This is a genomic window from Tenacibaculum salmonis, assembly GCF_041053065.1.
Lineage (GTDB): Bacteria > Bacteroidota > Bacteroidia > Flavobacteriales > Flavobacteriaceae > Polaribacter > Polaribacter pacificus_A.
Map to the genome: position 1 here is coordinate 2123052 of NZ_JBFCVV010000001.1, position 19956 is coordinate 2143007.

At 28.5% G+C, this 19956-nt stretch carries 21 protein-coding genes and 4 tRNA genes; 11 read left to right on the forward strand and 14 right to left on the reverse strand.

Annotation, left to right across the window (positions count from 1 at the left end):
• Positions 1-179: 179 nt before the first annotated feature.
• From AB0T67_RS09340 to AB0T67_RS09350, 3 genes are read right to left on the reverse strand one after another with little or no spacing between them, the layout of a single operon-like run.
• A complete protein-coding gene (locus tag AB0T67_RS09340; protein WP_369220082.1) occupies positions 180-638 on the reverse strand; it encodes a hypothetical protein in 459 nt (152 codons plus the stop codon).
• On the reverse strand, positions 601-903 hold the full coding sequence (locus AB0T67_RS09345; protein WP_369220083.1) for a hypothetical protein: 303 nt from the start codon (positions 901-903) through the stop codon (positions 601-603). The genes AB0T67_RS09340 and AB0T67_RS09345 overlap by 38 nt, the downstream gene beginning before the upstream one ends.
• A 51-nt stretch (positions 904-954) precedes the next feature.
• A complete protein-coding gene (locus AB0T67_RS09350) occupies positions 955-1587 on the reverse strand; it encodes a Crp/Fnr family transcriptional regulator (protein ID WP_369220084.1) in 633 nt (210 codons plus the stop codon).
• 115 nt (positions 1588-1702) lie between these two features.
• On the opposite strand from AB0T67_RS09350, the gene AB0T67_RS09355 reads away from it, so the two are divergent.
• Entirely contained in the window at positions 1703-2122 is a 420-nt protein-coding gene (locus AB0T67_RS09355; RefSeq protein WP_369220085.1) for a CBS domain-containing protein, read from the forward strand.
• Between the two features lie 45 nt (positions 2123-2167).
• On the opposite strand, the gene rpe is transcribed toward AB0T67_RS09355, so the two are convergent.
• Positions 2168-2824, reverse strand: coding sequence for a ribulose-phosphate 3-epimerase (gene rpe / locus AB0T67_RS09360; RefSeq protein ID WP_271230766.1), 657 nt, complete (start codon positions 2822-2824; stop codon positions 2168-2170).
• A gap of 262 nt (positions 2825-3086) precedes the next feature.
• Positions 3087-3950: a sigma-70 family RNA polymerase sigma factor gene (locus AB0T67_RS09365; RefSeq protein WP_028890199.1), complete on the reverse strand. Its 864-nt coding sequence runs from the start codon at positions 3948-3950 to the stop codon at positions 3087-3089.
• 197 nt (positions 3951-4147) lie between these two features.
• Between AB0T67_RS09365 and AB0T67_RS09370 the strand changes: the two genes are divergently transcribed.
• The 4 genes from AB0T67_RS09370 (at position 4148) to AB0T67_RS09385 (ending at position 6487) form a co-directional block, all read left to right on the forward strand.
• The gene (locus AB0T67_RS09370) at positions 4148-4720 is read left to right on the forward strand and encodes an RNA polymerase sigma factor (RefSeq protein ID WP_369220086.1); all 573 of its coding nucleotides are present in this window, start codon (positions 4148-4150) and stop codon (positions 4718-4720) included.
• A gap of 169 nt (positions 4721-4889) precedes the next feature.
• Positions 4890-5459 carry an RNA polymerase sigma factor gene (locus AB0T67_RS09375; RefSeq protein ID WP_369220087.1) on the forward strand — a complete coding sequence of 190 codons (570 nt, stop codon included), beginning with the start codon at positions 4890-4892 and terminating at the stop codon, positions 5457-5459.
• 5 nt (positions 5460-5464) lie between these two features.
• Positions 5465-5662 carry a hypothetical protein gene (locus AB0T67_RS09380; protein WP_369220088.1) on the forward strand — a complete coding sequence of 66 codons (198 nt, stop codon included), beginning with the start codon at positions 5465-5467 and terminating at the stop codon, positions 5660-5662.
• Positions 5663-5671: 9 nt separating this feature from the next.
• A complete protein-coding gene (locus AB0T67_RS09385; protein WP_369220089.1) occupies positions 5672-6487 on the forward strand; it encodes a mechanosensitive ion channel family protein in 816 nt (271 codons plus the stop codon).
• Positions 6488-6817: 330 nt separating this feature from the next.
• Here AB0T67_RS09385 and porT read toward each other — a convergent pair whose 3' ends face one another.
• The 5 genes from porT to AB0T67_RS09410 all read right to left on the reverse strand — a co-directional run bounded on the left by porT (position 6818) and on the right by AB0T67_RS09410 (position 11628).
• Positions 6818-7519 (reverse strand): type IX secretion/gliding motility protein PorT/SprT, encoded by a 702-nt coding sequence (gene porT, locus AB0T67_RS09390; RefSeq protein WP_369220090.1) that lies wholly within the window; start codon positions 7517-7519, stop codon positions 6818-6820.
• A gap of 1 nt (position 7520) precedes the next feature.
• Complete coding sequence (ubiE, locus tag AB0T67_RS09395) at positions 7521-8249, reverse strand: bifunctional demethylmenaquinone methyltransferase/2-methoxy-6-polyprenyl-1,4-benzoquinol methylase UbiE (RefSeq protein WP_369220091.1); 729 nt, start codon at positions 8247-8249, stop codon at positions 7521-7523.
• 12 nt (positions 8250-8261) lie between these two features.
• On the reverse strand, positions 8262-9155 hold the full coding sequence (locus AB0T67_RS09400; RefSeq protein WP_271230759.1) for a NifU family protein: 894 nt from the start codon (positions 9153-9155) through the stop codon (positions 8262-8264).
• A 104-nt stretch (positions 9156-9259) separates the two neighbouring features.
• Positions 9260-10621, reverse strand: a complete 1362-nt coding sequence (locus AB0T67_RS09405) for an OmpP1/FadL family transporter (protein ID WP_369220092.1) — start codon at positions 10619-10621, stop codon at positions 9260-9262.
• 47 nt (positions 10622-10668) lie between these two features.
• A complete protein-coding gene (locus tag AB0T67_RS09410; RefSeq protein WP_369220093.1) occupies positions 10669-11628 on the reverse strand; it encodes a hypothetical protein in 960 nt (319 codons plus the stop codon).
• A 185-nt stretch (positions 11629-11813) separates the two neighbouring features.
• Here AB0T67_RS09410 and proS point away from each other — a divergent pair, with 185 nt between their 5' ends.
• The 6 genes from proS to AB0T67_RS09440 all read left to right on the forward strand — a co-directional run bounded on the left by proS (position 11814) and on the right by AB0T67_RS09440 (position 15197).
• Positions 11814-13292, forward strand: a complete 1479-nt coding sequence (proS, locus tag AB0T67_RS09415) for a proline--tRNA ligase (protein ID WP_369220094.1) — start codon at positions 11814-11816, stop codon at positions 13290-13292.
• Positions 13293-13815: 523 nt separating this feature from the next.
• Positions 13816-13887 (forward strand) — tRNA-Glu (locus tag AB0T67_RS09420).
• 120 nt (positions 13888-14007) lie between these two features.
• Positions 14008-14079 (forward strand) — tRNA-Glu (locus AB0T67_RS09425).
• A gap of 36 nt (positions 14080-14115) precedes the next feature.
• Positions 14116-14367: a 30S ribosomal protein S20 gene (gene rpsT / locus AB0T67_RS09430; protein ID WP_058884204.1), complete on the forward strand. Its 252-nt coding sequence runs from the start codon at positions 14116-14118 to the stop codon at positions 14365-14367.
• Between the two features lie 622 nt (positions 14368-14989).
• Positions 14990-15062, forward strand: a tRNA-Lys gene (locus tag AB0T67_RS09435).
• A 52-nt stretch (positions 15063-15114) separates the two neighbouring features.
• Positions 15115-15197 (forward strand) — tRNA-Tyr (locus AB0T67_RS09440).
• A gap of 224 nt (positions 15198-15421) precedes the next feature.
• Here AB0T67_RS09440 and rodA read toward each other — a convergent pair.
• The 4 genes from rodA to mreC are packed head-to-tail and all read right to left on the reverse strand — an operon-like array spanning position 15422 to position 19942.
• Positions 15422-16699 (reverse strand): rod shape-determining protein RodA, encoded by a 1278-nt coding sequence (gene rodA, locus AB0T67_RS09445; RefSeq protein WP_369220095.1) that lies wholly within the window; start codon positions 16697-16699, stop codon positions 15422-15424.
• Entirely contained in the window at positions 16680-18563 is a 1884-nt protein-coding gene (gene mrdA / locus AB0T67_RS09450) for a penicillin-binding protein 2 (RefSeq protein ID WP_369220096.1), read from the reverse strand. Before mrdA ends, rodA begins: the two co-directional genes overlap by 20 nt.
• A 58-nt stretch (positions 18564-18621) precedes the next feature.
• Positions 18622-19128, reverse strand: a complete 507-nt coding sequence (gene mreD, locus AB0T67_RS09455; RefSeq protein WP_369220097.1) for a rod shape-determining protein MreD — start codon at positions 19126-19128, stop codon at positions 18622-18624.
• On the reverse strand, positions 19121-19942 hold the full coding sequence (mreC, locus tag AB0T67_RS09460; protein WP_369220098.1) for a rod shape-determining protein MreC: 822 nt from the start codon (positions 19940-19942) through the stop codon (positions 19121-19123). The genes mreD and mreC overlap by 8 nt, the downstream gene beginning before the upstream one ends.
• Positions 19943-19956 lie beyond the last annotated feature (14 nt).

Below are 19956 nucleotides of genomic sequence, written 5' to 3' on the forward strand. Positions count from 1 at the left end.
GGCTTCGTAGTTCAACTGGATAGAATATCAGATTTCGGCTCTGACTGTTGGGGGTTCGAATCCTTCGTGGTCACAAATAAAAAGGAATAAGCTAGTTTTTCAGTTTATTCCTTTATTGTTTTTTGAAAAGAGTTCTTTTATCTGATTTTATAAAACAATTTTATAAAATGTTTTTTTAATTAAATTCCTAGCTCATCATCAAATTTTCTTTCATATTCTTTGATTTCTTCATGTGTTAAAGAGTTCAATTTAGCCCTAGCTTCTTTGATTTCTTCGACTGTTAGAGGTTTTATTTCATCTTCTTTGATTAATTCATTTTTAAATATTTTTTTATTCTCTACTTTCATAACGTATACCGAATGAGTCAAAGCTAACGTAGTATTTTCCTTTTTGTTTTTTCTTATCAATGATAATAAAAAACCTAATCTTGTATGCCCTTCAACTAATTGAAATGGAGCTTTAATATTACTCCATTCTGGAATTTCAATATTAATTGAAGAAACATCTAAAATTATAGGAGGTGTTAGCCATGTTCCATTTTCTACCCATGAATTATACCATTCAGCTCTATTATTAGATTCAATTAATTCAGAAAAATCTCTATTTTTTTTTTCCCGCAAAATAAGTTTCATAATCATTAGCTACATTTATATTTAAAAAATCTTCGACCTTCCATTCTTGGGCTTCAAAAACAATATTTTCATAATCTATCCAAGCATAGTTATTTAAAGTATTTATATCATCATGAAGTCCACGAATCCATTGTTTAAAGATAATTTCTGGTATATGTGAAAATTCTTTAAGCTTTCGTATTCTTTTTATGTAAGAATTAAAACATTCAAAGTCACCATATTCGTTAATATTTGGTTTTAAATTATACCAACTCAAACTAATTTTAGTCATAATACATATTTAAATTAGAACTTAGAAATGTTTAATCATAAATCAAATTATTTAAAGCTCTAATATTTTTATCTGATTTCTATGTAATTTTATTTTTGATTCTCTTTCTAAAGCTTTTAAGAGTCTCGAAACTACAACTCTAGAGGTGTGCAAGTCGTTAGCTATTTGTAAATGTGTAACATTTAAAACATCATTACCGATAACCATTGCTTTATCTTTTAAATATTTAAGTAAACGGTCGTTCATGTTTAAAAAAGCAATAGAATCTACAGCTTCAATAAATTCATTAAGCCTTGAATTATAACTTTGTAAAATATATTCTTGCCAGCTTTTGTATTTACTTAACCATTCTGACATCTTATTTTTAGGAATCATTAATACTGCAACATCTGTTTCTGAAACCGCTTTAATTTTACTTTTAGTTTCTCCCATACAACAAGAAAGTGTCATAGCACAGGTATCGCCTTTTTCAATGTAGTATAATACCAATTCATCACCGTCTTTGTCTTCCCTTAAAACTTTAATTGCACCGCTAAGAATTAACGGAATAGCAACGAGATAGCTATTAGCATCAATTATAACAGTATCTTCTTTAAACTCTTTATATATAGCTACTTTTGCTATTTCTTTAATTAGTTCATCTTCAAATAAATATCCGTAATGCTGTTTTAGTTTCCCTATCAATTTTAATAATTTTTTAGGCGATAATTTACAAAAAAATAAAAGAATAATAGCTGATTTTAGTTTGCTTTTAAATTGATTTAATTGTTGAAATTTATACTGATAAATAAAAAATAAGATGAATAAAAACACAAAAGTTTCAGAAATAATGACTAAAAATGTACTAACATTAAGTACTTCGGATGATTTAATAACAGCGGAAAGGTTGTTTAAAAAAGAAAATATAAGACATATTCCTGTTGTAAGTGGTTCAGAAATAAAAGGAATGCTAAGTTATACCGATTTATTAAGAATCAGTTTTGCCGATGCCATTTATGATGATGAAAAAGAGGTAGATACTGTGGTTTATAATATGTTTACTATTGAACAAGTAATGGCTAAAAACTTAGTGACTGTAAATTCTGCATCAACAATAAAAGAGGTTGCTGAAATTTTAGCGAAAAGAGAATTTCATGCTTTGCCTGTTGTTGATAATAATGAGTTAGTTGGAATTGTAACTACAACAGATTTAATTAATTATTTAATAGAACAGTATTAATTTATAATAAAAAAGGAGACTTTTACAGCCTCCTTTTTTATATATTTAATTTACTAATTCTTTTAAGTTTTTAATAGTTTCGGTAGGGTTGTCACTTTTAAAAACGTAACTACCAGCAACTAAAACATCTGCTCCAGCTTCAATAAGTTGATTGGCATTTTTATCGGTTACACCACCATCAATTTCAATTTTACATTCTGAATTTGAAAATTCGATTAAATGCCTTAATTGACTTACTTTTTTATATGTATTTTCAATAAATGATTGTCCTCCAAAACCTGGATTTACACTCATTATACAAACCATATCTAAGTCTTGAATAACATCTTCTAAAACAGAAATAGGTGTGTGTGGATTCAATGCAACACCAGCTTTCATGCCTGCAGCTTTTATTGCTTGAATAGTTCTGTGTAAATGAGTACAAGCTTCGTAATGTACAGTTAAAATATTTGCTCCTAAATCTGCAAAAGTTTGAATATATTGATCAGGATTAACAATCATTAAATGTACATCGATTGTTTTTTTTGCGTGTTTTGTTATGGCTTTTAAAACAGGCATTCCAAAAGAGATGTTTGGTACAAATACACCATCCATAATATCAATATGAAACCAATCAGCTTCACTATTATTTACCATTTCGATGTCTCTTTGTAGGTTAGCAAAATCTGCTGCTAAAACTGAAGGTGCAATTAAATTACTCATTGGTTTTTTGTTGTATTGTTATTTTTGTGCAAAGATAATTAATTAGTCTTAAAAATATTATTACTGATTTTAAAAATGGTGTTAATCAATAAGTTGTTTTGTTGAGATGTTTAGCCCTGATTGAAGCGGCATCCTTTTTTGAAGTATGAAAAAAAGATATAGCAGAAAGCAGGAATTTGCTTCAAAAAAAAACTCTCGAAAATTAATTCGAGAGTTTTACTGTTTTATCTATAAGTGAAATACTTAAAACAATCTGCGATTGTTATCCTAAGTAAGTCATTAAAATTTTACTACGAGAAGTATGTTTTAATCTGCGGATAGCTTTTTCTTTAATTTGACGAACACGCTCGCGAGTTAAATCGAAAGTTTCACCAATTTCTTCTAAAGTCATTGGTTGGTGCTCACCTAATCCGAAGTATAATTTTACAACATCAGCCTCACGTGGCGTTAATGTTTCTAAAGCACGATTAATTTCAATGCGTAAAGATTCGTGTAATAAAGTTTTGTCTGGGTTTGGAGATTCACCAGAGTTTAATACATCATATAAATTTGAATCTTCCCCTTCAATTAAAGGAGCATCCATTGATACGTGACGACCAGAATTTTTCATTGATTCTTTTACGTCATTCACGGTCATGTCTAACTTTTTAGCAATTTCTTCAGGACTTGGAGGTCTTTCGTTTTCTTGCTCTAAAAAGGCGTACATTTTGTTAATTTTATTGATAGAACCAATTTTATTTAACGGTAAACGTACAATACGAGATTGTTCAGCTAATGCTTGTAATATAGATTGACGAATCCACCATACAGCATATGAAATAAATTTAAAACCACGAGTTTCATCAAAACGTTTTGCCGCTTTAATTAAACCTAAGTTACCTTCGTTAATTAAATCGGGTAAAGTTAATCCTTGATTTTGATATTGTTTTGCTACCGAAACAACGAAACGTAAGTTTGCTTTAGTTAATTTTTCTAAGGCTCTTTGGTCACCAGCTTTAATTCTTTGTGCTAATTCTACTTCTTCATCAGCAGTAATTAAATCTACTTTTCCTATTTCTTGTAAATATTTATCTAATGAAGCGGTTTCTCTATTGGTAACCTGTTTGGTAATTTTAAGTTGTCTCATCTAATTAAAGGATATTTTAATTCATCAATCGGTCTACACTATATTATACGTAAGATGCTTGATAAATGTTACAAAAAAAATGAATCTTTTTTTAAAGGTAGTTTTTTACCATTCATCGATAGTAAAAGTTCTTTTATCTTTATTTAAAAAGAAATTGTGACTTATTCCTTTAATTTATATTATAAAACCAAACTACTATGAACGCAATAGCTATAAAAATTACGGATGAGGATTTAGTTTATGAAATAGTTAAAACGAATAATTCTGCTTTATTTGCCATATTATATAATCGTTTTTCTAGAATGGTTTTTAATAAATGTTATGGTTTTTCTAAAAATAAGCAAGAAGCCGAAGATTTAATGCACGATGTTTTTGTCAGATTATTTATTAAATTAAAAACATTTAAAGGAAATTCTAAATTTTCAGTGTGGTTATATTCTTTTACTTATAATTTTTGTGTTAATTATGTTCAAAGAAATCAATATAAAAAAATATCGAAAATTACGGTTGTAACAGATCGAATAAAAGACAAAAATATTCTTAAAGAAGAAATAGATAACGAAACTATATTATTAGAATTAAAATCTGTTAAATTAGGAAAAGCACTTGGTTTGATAGGAGTATCTGAAAAAAATATTTTATTGATGAAGTATCAAGATGATATGAGTATTAAAGAAATATCAAACAAATTAAATTTAGGAGTTAGTGCCGTAAAAATGCGTTTAAAAAGAGCTAAAGCTAAAATTTTAAAAGTTTATAAAGAGCTTTAGAAATTAATATGAAACTATAGTGTTTTATTTTATTTTATTAATTTTTTTTAGTTTAAAACTAAATATCTTTAAAGAATTCTTAAATTCGCTGTCTTGTAAAAGAAGAAAAAGTGACCTTTTCGAAATAAAAGTGTCTAAAGAATTGTAAGTCGAACTATAAATTAAGCTATTGAAAAGTATTGATATTACAACATTAACTGATGAAGAATTGGTTAGTAAAATAGTAGAAAAAAATGATAGTCATTTATTCGCAGTTTTATATGATCGTTATGCTGGAGTTGTGTATAATAAATGTTATGGTTTTTCTAAAAATAAAGAAGAAGCACAAGATTTAACACACGACGTGTTTATTCGTCTATTTGCTAAGCTAAGAACTTTTAAGGGGAAATCTAAATTTTCTACTTGGCTGTATTCTTTTACTTATAATTTTTGTGTAAATTATGTACAAAGAAATAAGGAAAAGAAAAAAGAAAAAGTAACTGTTGTAACTGACCAAATTAAAGAAGATAGTGATGAAGATGAAATTGATGATGCTGAATTATTCCAATTAAAAGCTGATAAACTAGCAAAAGCACTTGAAATTATTCCTGCTCCTGAAAAAATGATTTTATTAATGAAATATCAAGATGATATGAGTATTAAAGAAATTTCAGAGGTATTAAATTTAGGGGATAGTGCTGTAAAAATGCGCTTAAAAAGAGCAAAAGAAAAAGTTATAAAAACATATAACACACTGTAATAATTATGGAAAATCCATTTAAGAAAATATTACATAATGAAGAGTTGCCAGAGGTACTTAAAGAAAAAGTACTAAAAGATGTGGCGATGATAAAGCTATCTATAGATATGGCTGATTTATTTGTGGTAAAATACCCAAGTGTAATTGCTGATCTGTTATGTGGAGGTGTGTCTAAAAAAGAATCTAAAGGTAAAATTAAATAAAAAACAGTCATGAATATATTAGAAGTTATTTTAGAACCTTTTAATGAGGTTTTTAAAAATATTATTGATTCGTTACCAACAGCTTTAGGGTTTGTTGGTTTTGTGATTTTAACATGGTTAATAATTAAGTTTTTATTATATATTGTAAGAAAAGGTTTAGCTAAAACAAAGATTGATGAATTATCTAAAAAACTAAGTAAAACAGAAATTTTTGGAAATTCAACTATAAGTATAGAATTAACAAGTATAATACTTGCAGTGTTAAAATGGTTTTTAATATTAACATTTGTAATGGCTGGTTCAAATATTTTTGGGTTAGAAATTGTTTCAGAAGGAATTAAAAACTTTTTTGCTTACTTACCAAAATTATTAACAGCTATTGGTATTTTTATAGCAGGAGTTTATTTAGGTACTATTCTTAAAAAAGCAACTCAAACAATGTTTAAGTCTTTGGATATTTCTGGAGGTAATTTAATAGGAAATATTGCTTTTTATTTAATAGTAGTTTTCTTAACAATAACAGCATTAGATCAAGCAGGAGTTGATACTTCAGTAATAAAAAGTAATTTAACTTTATTAATAGGTTCTATTCTTTTAGCTTTTACCTTAGCTTTTGGCTTTGGTGCAAAAGAAGTAGTGGTAAGGTTGCTTTATGGATACTATTCAAGAAAGAATGTTAGTATTGGTAAAAAAGTTATAATAGGAGACGTTAAAGGTGTTGTTACAGCAATAGATAATATATGTTTAGTTGTTACAACTAGTGAAGGAAAAGTAGTCTTTCCTATTAAAGATATAGTAGACAGTAAAATAATTGTTGAAAATTAATAGTTTCTAGCCTTTTGTTTTATATTTGCAGTCTCTTATTAAAATAATAGATTTCGGGGGACTTCTATTTTATAAGTAAGGATATTATTCTTACTATTATGACCATCGAAAGATGGTCATTTTTTTGTTTTATATGTGACTTGTAGGGTAAATTAGTGTCTAAATAGTATAAGGTAGATTTCGGGGGACTTCTATCTTATATATAAAATGACTTTCATGTAAGAAAGTCATTTTTCTTTTCAGAATTTTATTGGTAAAAGATGTAGTTTTTTAGACGACATTATTAAGATATAAAAAAAGCCACTGTTTTTTAACAGTGGCTTTTATATATTATTCAAATGATAGGTGTAGAAAGACTCCCCGTGTACCTAAATAATCTATAGGGTCAGTCCATTGACTTGGACTATTATTATCTGGTATAATTTCATTATTAATAGCAAAAACACCTCTAATAGAAGGAGAAAATTTAAAGTAATTTAAATAAAAATCAACTCCAATACCTACTTCATACATTAAATTATTTGTTGTAGTTCTAAACTCACCAACAGAATTATCATCACCATTTTTTTGATTACTAGAAAAATTATAATCATATGATACTCCTCCTAATACATAAGGGCGTATGTTGTTAAGCCTATTTGTACTCATTTTTAGTATTAAAGGTAAATGCAAGTATGTAGCTCCAACTTCTCTAGTATGTTTATTTTCTGTTCCAGGAATGTGTTTAAAAAATAATGTTTTTGTATTGGACATTAACCCTGGTTCAAACCTTAAATTCAGATTTTCATGTAACTTTAAATCAGCAATTAAACCAACGTTAAATCCTACAGCACTTGATACTTCTACTTCAGCATTATTAAAACTACTAGGTTTGTATCCTACTTTATAGCCATTGTTATTTACACCTAAGTAAAAACCATAATGAAAAATATCTTTATCAAAACTAGGAAGGTTTAATATTTTTTCAGTTTGTGCTTGAAAGCAGATTGTAAAAAATCCGAAAAATCCGAAAAGTAAAATTTTTTTTAACATATTATTTGAAAGCGGTGTAAATTGATGCAACTCCAAAAGTTACAGGTATATTATTTACATTCTTAAACCCGTTTTTCTGTAAAATATTGTTAAAGGCCTGTCCAAAAGGAAAAGAATTTGCACTTTCAGATAAATAAGAATATGCAACTTTATCTTTTGAAAACATTTTACCAATAATAGGAAGTAAAACATTTGTATGAAATTTATAACCTTGTTTAAAAGGAAACTTAGTAGGGTTAGAGGTTTCTAAGACTACAAATTTACCACCAGGTTTTAAAATACGATATATTTCAGTTAAACCTTTGTCTAGGTTTTCAAAATTTCTTACTCCAAAAGAGACTGTTATTGCATCAAAAGTATTGTTTTCAAAAGGCATTTTTTCGCTATCGCCAACAATCATTTCTATTTTATCAGTTAAATTAGCTTTTGCAATTTTTTGCTTACCAACTTCTAACATTCCCGCAGAAATATCTAAACCTACAATTTTATCAGGGTTTAAACCTGCCATCATTAAGGCTAAATCACCAGTACCGGTAGCAATATCTAAAATTTGTTTCGGATTATTTTCTCCAACTAATTTTACTACTTTTTTTCGCCAACTAACATCAATTCCTAAAGAGATTACACGATTTAATCCGTCATAATCTTCAGAAATATTGTCAAACATTTTAGCTACTTGTTCTTTCTTTCCTAGTTCAGAATCTTTGTATGGTTTGATTGTTTTAGACATCTGTTTTATAAATTATCCGTTAATAGCAACTACTTGATTAATCTTATTAGGTAACATATCTTTAAGCATGGTTTCAATACCATTTTTTAAAGTTACTGTTGATGAAGGACATCCACTACAAGCACCTTGTAAAATTACGCTTACTATTTTAGTTTCTTTATCGTATGATTGAAACGCAATATTTCCACCATCAGAAGCTACAGCTGGTTTAATATATTCGTCTAAAATAGCAACAATTTCAGCTTCAGTATCTGTTAAATCTTCTTTAGGAATTTCAACGTTTTCTTTGGTTTTTTGCTTAGGAAGTTCTTGTATTATTATTTTTCCATCTTGAATATAAGTTCTAATAAAAGAACGAATTTCTTGATGTACTTCATTCCATTCTATCATGTCATATTTTGTAATTGACACATAGTTTTCAGAAATAAAAATTTCTTTTACAAACGGAAATCCGAATAATTCTTTAGCTAAAGGAGAAGACTTACTAGCTTCTTCGATATTTTTAAACTCAACATCTGTTTGAGTAAGTGCTTTGTTCGAACCGAACTTCATAACCGCAGGATTCGGAGTAACTTCAGCATATACTTCAACAGCATCTTTTTTAGTTGTAACTTCAGTTACTAACTTATTTCCTTCTTGTAAATAGTTTTCAATTTGCTCACGAAGTTCTTCTTCTACATCTTCCCATTGAACAATATCATAACGTTGAATTGCAATGAAATTAGCTGTAATTAAAATTTTCTTTACAAATGGAAGGTGAAAAAGTTGTTGTGCTAAAGGTGAATTTTTAGCTTCATCTATATTATTAAACTCATAACTACCACCGTTTACTAGAATTGTAGTACTCGTAAATTTTAAGATGGTTTCGTTACTTGTTTCTTGTATATTTATTTTTATAGTGCTCATAATAAGTTGTAAAATGAAGTGCAAAATTACGGTAAAAAACTGAGATATATGTATATAAAAAATCCTGCAAAAGCAGGATTTATATAATTTGTTACTATTGGAAATTATAAATTAAAAGTTAGTGTAGCAGAAACTCTTGAACTATTATTATTTACTTCAGTATCTCCTGAATTATTTAAGGTATAATAATCCATGTTTTCAGATTTCCTATATGATAAATCGAATTTTGTTTTTCCAAAATTATATCCTAACCCTAAGGTAAAACCTCTTAAATTATCTTTATTGGTATTCCCTCCAAAAGCGGTAAGTAAGTTCGGGTTTTTTTCATAATGATAACCACCCCTAATACTCATTTTATCAAAACGCCATTCCGTACCAACATTTAAAGCTTGTGTACTTCTTAATGTATTTGAAAAACTTTGATTTGCTTGTAAAAGTGTTTGATCAGTCTCTTGATATTTAATATTTCTAAAATCTTTATAAGTATAATCGAAACTAACCAATCCTTTTTTACCGAAAATAATTGCTCCACTTGCCGTTATTCTACCTGGAGATTTAAAACGGAAACTATTAGGATAATCATTAATAAGATCATAATAAGAGTCTAAATCAAGGTTTTTGATACCATTCATTGTTAGTCTATCTTTATAGTTTTCAATAACTTCTTCATACCAAGCAGGGCTTTCGTATGCTAAACCAAAACGAAAATTACGATTTACTTTATAAATAAACCCTAAGCTAAGTGAAAAACCATTTCCTTGCATTTGAGAGCTTGTCAAATTGTATGCCTTTAAAGTATTTCCTTTATTATCTTGATTTACTTCATTTAAGTGGGTTGTTTGGGTGAAATTTAAATCATGAATATTTAAAGCAGCTCCCACAAAAAACTTATTTAAATGTACAGCTGAAAATCCAAAGTTATAAATAGCTGTTTGTCCTCCAAATGAATTGGAATATTTATGTTCTACAGAGTTTAAAAATGCTGTTTTATTAATTTTTTCATCATTTTGGTGTTCAGAATATTTTAAATATTCTCCATTATTTAAAAGATAAGAGTTATTAAAATCTTTTTTAATACTATAATTAAAGCTTAAAGCAAATCGATTCCAATCAGAATCGTATGCTGTATCAAACGAAAGTATTGCGCCTGCTTGTGTTAGGTTAAAAAAGTTATCTTGATTATTAAATGTTTCTCCGTAATAATTAATAGATGTATCCGTATTTCTGTTACCTAAAGTAATAGAAACTAAGTTTTTTCTAGCAACAGCACCTCCAGCAGGGTTAATATTTATTGATGATACATCGCCACCTAAAGCTCCAAATGCACCAGCCATTGCTTCAAAACGTGCTGTTCCATAATTTTCATTTTGCGAAAATAAAATACCTAAATCAGTATAATTTAATGATTGCGAAAAAGTGTAAGTAGTACTAGCGATAATAACCGCAAATGTTAAAAGTCGTTTCATTTTTTTCGTTGATTAGTTTAAAAACGTATTTAGAAAAGCTATTTAAATTAGCGTCTATTATTTCCTGATCTTCTACTGCTAGAAGATGAGCTTCTTCTTGGTGTGCTTGTTGCTCTGCTATTTGAACTTCTTGATGAAGATGATGGTTTAGTATAAGTTTTCGATGCTCTAGAATTATTTCTTCTATAAGAGTTATTCTGTCTAGTACTAGAACTACTTTTTCTAGTTGATCTTTTCGATCTTGTATTACTTCTGTTATTTTTATAATTTCCTGTTGAGTTAGCGCGAGTGTTTCTTGTAGCGTTAGCTCTTCTTGACGATTTTACATTCCTTGTACTTTTTCTGTATGTATTAGAAGTTCTTCTTGATGAAGAGTATCTTCTATTACTGCTTGTATTATTTCTTCTGTAAGAGTTTGTGTTTCTTCTGTAACTTGAATTTTGTCTATATCCTCTGTAAGAATTAGCTCCTCTATAATTGTACCTGTTATAATTGTATCCGTAATAATTATTTCTGTAATATGGTCTGTAATAATAAGGCGTACCATAATTGTAAAAGTTCCAGTGATAATTATTATATCCAGAACGCCACCAAGGTCTATTGTAATTATATCCGTAATAGGTGTCCCAATTATTGTAATACCCCCATTGAGGAGAAGTATTTATGTTAACAACAACATTACTTGTATTACTATATCCCCAAGGTTCGTTTGTATTGTAGTTATTATATTTTATAGGTGCTTCATATGTATCCTCTTCATTTTCTTCGGATGCATACTCTTCAATATCTGTAAAAATTTCGGTATCATTTAATCTATCTAAACGGTCTAATTCTTTCGAAAAATAATTTTCGTCATTCTCTTCAACTTCTTTTGTATCAGCAACAATAATAGTACGCTGATATTTTTTGATAGGTTTATCATCTGCATAAATTCCATCATCATTATCAGCAACCGTTTGCATTGTTCCGCAAGAAACAATTGTTGCTGTCATAAATAATAATAGCATGTAAAAGGGAAGCTTAGTGTTAGTATAATGGAACTTCATGAGTTAAATTTTAAGGTTATAAAAACTAATTAGAAAACTGGGGTACAAAATACGATTTCTTTGTTGGGCTTGTAGCCTTTTTAATGTAGTTTTGCATAGACAATTTACGCATAAAATATAACAATATTTATGCCAAACTTTTGATTATGAGCAAACATTTAACAAAAAGAGACGAAGATTATTCGAAATGGTATAACGAATTGGTGGTAAAAGCTGATTTAGCTGAAAACTCAGCCGTTAGAGGATGTATGGTTATTAAACCCTACGGATATGCTATTTGGGAAAATATGCAAAAAGAATTAGATAGAATGTTTAAAGAAACAGGACATCAAAACGCTTATTTTCCGTTACTTGTACCCAAAAGTTTATTTGAAGCAGAAGAAAAAAATGCCGAAGGATTTGCTAAAGAATGTGCGGTTGTAACACATTATCGTTTAGAAAATGATCCTGAGAATAAAGGGAAATTAAGAGTTGACCCGAACGCTAAATTAGAAGAAGAATTAGTAATTCGACCAACATCAGAAGCAATTATTTGGAACACTTATAAAGGTTGGGTTCAATCATACCGTGATTTACCTTTATTGATAAATCAATGGGCAAACGTAGTTCGTTGGGAAATGCGTACTCGTTTATTTTTAAGAACAGCAGAATTTTTATGGCAAGAAGGGCATACCGCTCACGCAACTAAAACAGAAGCTGTATCAGAAGCAAAACAAATGCAAGAAGTATATGCAACTTTTGCTGAAGAATTTATGGCGATGCCAGTTATAAAAGGAGCTAAATCTGAAAGCGAACGTTTTGCAGGTGCTGAAGATACTTATACTATTGAAGCATTAATGCAAGATGGAAAAGCTTTACAAGCAGGAACATCTCACTTTTTAGGACAAAATTTTGCAAAAGCTTTTGATGTAAAATATACATCAAAAGAAGGAAAGAAAGAATACGTTTGGGCTACTTCTTGGGGAGTTTCAACGCGTTTAATCGGTGGGTTAATTATGACACATTCTGATGATGCTGGTTTAGTATTACCTCCAAAATTAGCGCCTATTCAAGTAGTAATTGTTCCTATATATAAAGGTGATGACCAATTAGAAGCTATTTCTGAAAAAGTAGCTGTAATTGTAAAAGAGTTACGTAAAAAAGGAGTTTCTGTTAAATTTGATGATAGAGACACTTACAGACCAGGTGCAAAGTTTGCTGAATATGAGTTAAAAGGAGTTCCTGTAAGAGTTGCAATGGGTAATCGTGATTTAGAAAACGGTACTGTTGAGGTTGCTCGTCGTGATACTTTCGAAAAACAAACGGTTGCTATTGATAACGTTGTAGATGTTATTACCAATTTATTAGAAGAGATTCAAGAGAATTTATTTAAAAGAGCTTTAGATTATAGAGCTAATCACACTACAGAGGTGACTACTTTCGATGAATTTAAAGATGCTATTGAAAATAAAGGAGGATTTGTACTAGCACACTGGGACGGAACTGAAGAAACTGAAGAGAAAATTAAAGATCTTACAAAAGCTACTATTAGATGTATTCCTAATGATGCTAAAGAAGAGGCGGGAACTTGTGTTTTTACAGGAAATCCTTCTTCTAAAAAAGTACTTTTTGCAAAAGCGTACTAGTATTTATATTATATACAATTTAAAAACCCTGCTTCGGTAGGGTTTTTTTATGGGTAAAAATGAGTGCAATTTTTATTTAAGAATAATAATTAGAAGCAATTTCCCGCTTTCCGCACTCGCTTTTTTTATTTTTTAAAAAAGAAAAATAAAAAAGAGCTCAAACAAACGCTTCAATCGGGGCTAGAAATTCTACTATTTTTTAATAATCAGAATTCAAACTATATTAAGTTAATGTAAACTGATAAAAAATCAAATTGAATCAGATATTTATTAATTTTTTTAAGTTTAGGAGTAGGGGCTTTATTGTAGTAAAGTAAGGAAAACTACTTTTGTGTTCAAACTTATAAGTAAATAACAGTTTTTTTATTTACTTATAAGTTTAAATTATATAAATGATTTCTAGTTGTTTATGTTTTTTGTTGAAGAAATACGTAAGTTTTTTTAAAAATAATTTCAAAAAAGTTTTGCAATATTGAAAAACAGTTGTATGTTTGCACCCGCAATCAGGTAAATTGTTTGTCACGGTCCGTTCGTCTAGGGGTTAGGACGCATGGTTTTCATCCATGTAACACGGGTTCGATTCCCGTACGGACTACAATTTAATTGATGTTTTGTTAATGTTTATTTTGTTAACGAAACAAAAAATTAATAATAAAATTACCGTAAATATAAAAAAGTATCTTATATTTGCACTCGCAATCAGAATGATTGTTTTGGTCCGTTCGTCTAGGGGTTAGGACGCATGGTTTTCATCCATGTAACACGGGTTCGATTCCCGTACGGACTACAAAGTTTTTTATAAACCTTTAAGAATTTTAGCATAATGGCAAATCACAAGTCAGCGATTAAAAGAATCAGAAGTAACGACGCTAAGCGTTTAAGAAATAAATATCAGCATAAAACAACACGTAATGCTGTTAGAAGATTAAAAGCATCTGAAGATAAAGCAGAAGCAACTGCAATGTTTTCTACTGTAGTATCTATGTTAGATAAATTAGCAAAGAACAACATTATTCACAAGAATAAAGCAGCAAATTTAAAATCAAAATTAGCTAAACACGTAGCTTCTTTATAAGAGTTTAAGTTTACTTAAAATATTAAAAAAACGTTTCGATATATCGAAACGTTTTTTTTGCTTTATACTTTTCTAATTATTTGATTTTTCCTTGTTATTAAGTTCTTTAAAAGTGTTTATTATTCATATCTGAATAAAACTATATCAGATAGATTATTATTGCTTTAAATAGAATTATTAATAACTTGTTGATTTTTATTTTTTACTTTATTAATTATCAAAATAAGTGTCTTAAACCTCTTCTTTTAAACTTTTTGTTATATTATAGTTTGTTTTAAATTTAATATCCTTGTTTTTCAGCTTTATGAAATGCTGAAATAAATTGAAGATGATAGTAATCTAGTTTTTCTTTAATTTTAAACTCTTTGTGTTTTCTTGGATAATAATTTTTATCAAAAAAAAAGTAGGAGAAGATGCTATCATTTTCGATTAATGCTTTTTCTTAATTTTATTATCGAAGTTAATATTTTATAAAAAATAAATAAAAATAATATTTAATTAACATGCAGATAATGAGGTTATTTAGTTTTTTGTTTTAATTTTATTCTTTTTTTTCTATAAAAAAGTTTGTAGAACCAAAAATAGGTGGTATATTTGCAACCGCTAAGGATAAAAGATAAATGACCTGGTAGCTCAGTTGGTAGAGCATCTCCCTTTTAAGGAGAGGGTCCTGGGTTCGAGCCCCAGCCCGGTCACTAAAAAGCTTCTTTTATTTATAAGAGAAGCTTTTATTTTTTTTCTAGCTTTGGGGAGATACCAAAGCGGCCAACTGGGACGGACTGTAACTCCGTTGTCTTACGACTTCGCAGGTTCGAATCCTGCTCTCCCCACAAAACCTTAATCTATAAAGATTGAGGTTTTTTTAGTTTTAAGACTAAAATATTTTTTAATAGTGTTTTCTGTTTATTTATATTGAATACTTCGGTAAGGTATTTCTAAAAGTTCTTAATTTAGAATGTTTAATGATTTTCATTATCAAAAAAAAGTAGTGTATCATTTTTAATAACTACTTAAGTTTTTTGTCGATAAAAATAATTATCAAAATAAAATTTTATTAAAAGTCGTATTTTTTATGAGCATCTAAACGAATAAAAATAAATAAGAGTACTGTAAATCCCCATAAAGAAGATCCTCCGTAGCTGAAAAAGGGCAGAGGGATACCAATAGTAGGCAGTAAGCCGATAACCATACCTATGTTCACAATAATGTGAAAAAAGATAATAGAAGCGATACCATAGCCATATATTCTTCCAAATTTATTTGTTTGAATTTCGGCTAAATAAATAATTCGATAAAGTAATAGCATAAATAAAACGATAACTAAAGAACTTCCTAAAAAGCCCCATTCTTCACCAACAGTACTATAAATGTAATCGGTTTCTTGTTCAGGAACAAATTTACCTTGAGTTCTATCACCCTGTAAAAAACCTTTTCCTAAAAAACCTCCAGAACTAATTGTTAATTCTGATTGATAGGTATTATATCCTTTATTTTTAAGATCTGTTGTTTTTCCTAAAAGAATATCGAATCTATCTTTCTGATGCGGTTCTAATACGTTTTCATAGGCGTATCCAATACCAAAAATAAATCCAGTAGTAAATAAATATAAAGTTATTATTTTAATGGCATTAAATCGAAGAAAACGTTTGTCTTTATAAAGCCCGTAAGCAATTCCTAAAGTAATAATTAATAAACAACTGAAAAGAATCCAATTTGCCCCAAAATAAATCGTTAAAATGAATAATATAACAGATAAAGCACCCAATAGAAGATAATTTAAACTCAATCCTTCTCTATGTAAAACGAAAAAGAACGCAAAATAGATTAAAACTGAACCCATATCGGGTTGTAAAGCAATAAGAAAAGCGGGTGTAAATATAATTACAAATGCTTTTAGCTGATTTTTAATTAAATTCAGGTTATATTTTCTATCACTAATTAATTTAGCAAGTGCTAATGCTGTAAATGCTTTTGAAAACTCTGAAGGTTGCAGTCCAATTCCTCCAAAATTATACCAAGATGTTGCTCCATTAATTTTTTTTCCGAAGACAAAAATCCCTGCTAATAATATTAAAGATAAAACGTATAATACACCGGCAAAGCGTTCATAAAATTTCGAATTAAAAAACAAGATTCCAATTATTAAAGGAACACTTAAGGATATAAAAATAAATTGTTTTCCATATTTGGTTGAAAAATCAAAAAATTCTCTGGTATGTTCTGTTGATGAAGAGGCATAAATATTCATCCATCCGAAACCAACAAGTAAAATGTATAGTACGATAAGCAACCAATCGATGCCTTCAAAAATGTTATTTCGTTCCTGGCGCAAGGGTATCTTTCTTTTTAATTAATTTTTCATATTCTTTTTGAAGACTCATATTAATCATACGATCTTCAATGTATTTTCTTGATGTTTTTCCGTTCAGATATTTTTCAATCAATAAACTTGTTATCGGAGCGGCAATTGTCGAACCATATCCACCATTTTCCACAAAAATGGCAATCGCTATTTTAGGGTCATCTTTTGGAGCAAATGCAACAAATATAGAGTGATCTTTTGCTTGTACTTTTTTACCGTCGACCATTTTAATTTTATTCTCTGAAGTTCCTGTTTTCCCACAGATTTCAATTCCTTTTACTTGACTACCTCTAGCGGTTCCTTTTGTAAAAACTTCATGCATTGCTTCAATAGCAATCGGAAAATGCTTTGGATCAATAGTCGTATGTCTTTTTGTAGTATAAACAGTATCTATTATTGCTTTATTATTAATTTTTTTAACAATATGTGGTGTATGAAAATAACCTTTATTAGCAATTGCGACAGTCATATTTGCTAATTGCATTGGCGTGGTTAATATTTCACCTTGACCTATGGCATTTGAAATTGTATAAGAAGATCTCCATCTACTTTTGTACCATTTATTATAAAATGCCGAATCAGGAACGTTTCCTTTTCTTCCAACGGGTAAATCATAGCCTAAGTAGTTTCCAAGCCCAAAACTTTCAACATGTTTGTTCCAATTTTGCATTCCAACTTTTGGATTACCTGATTTATCAATAATTTTTTTATAAGTGGTCGCAAAATAACTGTTACACGACTTTGCAATGGCTGTTTTTAAACGAATGGGTCTTCCTGTAATTCCACAATGACACGCCATTATTTGTTTTTTACCTCTACCGTATCTATATCCATGGTGGCAAAAAACGCCAAAATCTTTATCAATAACTTCTTCCTGTAAACCAATTAAACCATTAAGTATTTTAAAAGGAGAGCCTGGAGGATACATTGCTTGTAATCCTCTATCAAAAGTGGGCATATTGATAGAATCATTAAATAATTTTACAGAATTAGGAGAACGTTTTCTACCTACTAATAAATTAGGATCATAAGAAGGAGCGGTTACAAGTGCTAAAATTTCTCCAGTTTTTGGTTCGATAGCTACAATACCACCTCTTTTTCCTGACATTAAAAGCTCTCCATATGCTTGAAGTTCATTGTCAATAGTTAATGTTAAATCTTTTCCTGTAACGGCAAGCGTGTCGTATAACCCGTTTTTATAAGAGCCTGTAATTTTATTTAAATTATTTCTTTTGAAGAATTTTCGACCTTTAACACCTCTAAGTACGGTTTCATATTGTTTTTCAATACCTAATTTTCCGATTAACTCTCCTTGTTCGTAATAATTATTTGTTCTTGCTTTTTGCTCATTTACTTCGGCAATAAAACCTAAAATATTTGCCCCAGATTTAACAGGATAATTTCGGATAATACGTTTTTGAATATAAAACCCTTTATATTTGGGTAATTTTTCTTGTAGATAAGCAAAATCTTCTTTGGCTAATTGTTTTAAAAATACAGAAGGCAACCAACGTGCAAAATTTTCTGCTTTTTTGTAGCGTTTTTTAAAACTTTTTTTATCGATTTTTAGCAGCTTACAAAATTCTAAAGTATCTAAAGTTGTAACATTTTTAGGGATAACCATTACATCATATGAAAGCTGATTAGCAACTAATAATTTATCATTACGATCATATACATAGCCACGTTCAGGATAATCATATTCAATTTTAATAGCTGAACTTTGTATCGGATTTGGGTTTGCTCCGCGAATAATTTGTAGTTGAAATAATCTACCGATATAAATGAAACCAACAAGTGTAATTAAAAAGAGGAGTAATAAGCTTCGTTTCATTTTGTGTTCTGTGTACTTTTAATAAAGTAAATCACAGTAATTTTTAATCTATTAATATTTATTTTAGTTTTTTTCTGAAGATAAAACTTCCTAAAAAATATAATGTTAATGTAAAGATACTTGAATAAAGAGTATTCATAAGTACTTTAGGAATATTATAAAAGCTAAAATTAATTAAACTAAATAAAATAAAATGATGAATTAGTGTTAAAATTACAGTGTAATTAAAAACTTGCCCAAATGTTTCTAATTTTAAGTCGAATAATAAGTAATCTCCTTCATTTTTTTTGAAAATAGCCTTTACAAAAGAAAGTCTTATATATGCTATAAATAGTATTGAAAAAGCATGAATTCCACCAGAATTACAAAAAGCATCTACACATAAACCTAATAAAAAAGAACTAATGAAAAAAGGTAATCTATTTTTATTTAATGGATATAAAAAAACAAAAACTATGTATAAATAAGGATTGATATATCCTAAAAATAAAATATTATTTAGCACAAGAACTTGTAACAGTAATAAAAAAACAAATAAGAATATGATGTAAATTGTTTTATTCATTTGTGTTTTCTACGCTTTTAATTTCTTCTTTATGAAGATTTGTAATAATATAGATGTGTCCTAAATTAGCCATATCATTAAATAATTTTATATCAATATTATATGAAGCGGATAATTTATTAGGAATTTCATTAACAGTACCAATAGGAATTCCTTTTGGAAAAATAGTAGATTTACCACCTGTAATAATAGTATCTCCAATTTTAAAAATTGCTTGTCGAGGAATATCTGTTAATTGAACAGTATTATAATCGTCACCATTCCATTTTAAAGTACCGTAATAATTATTGTTTTTAAAGCTTGCGTTAATACTACTTTTAGCATTCAAAATAGATTGAACTCTTGCGTATCTGTTGCTTGCATTATCTGTAATACCAATAATTCCTTTATTATTGATAACCGCCATTTCTGAAGTAATTCCATGATTACCTCCTTTATTTATAGTGATGAAATTGTTGGCGTTTTTGTATGAATTATTGATTATTTTACCTTTTGTATATAAAAATTCTTGATTAGAATTTAAGGTATCCGTAGTTGTTTTTACAGAATCAATAGCCGAGTAGTATTTTGCTATTTTATTTTTTAATAGCATGTTTTCTTCTGCAAGTTCTTTATTTCTAGTTTTTAAATGAAGATATTCAGAAAAATTAGCTGAATTTTCATAAAAACTACCAGTTATAAAGTTCGTAGAACTAATAAATTTACTCCTGTGAAAAGAATGATTATTAATCATTAATGCAACAGCAATAATTTCTAGAAATAGAAAAAATAAGAAATTTTTATACTTCTGAAGGAAATAAAGAAGCTGTTGCATAAATAATCATTAAA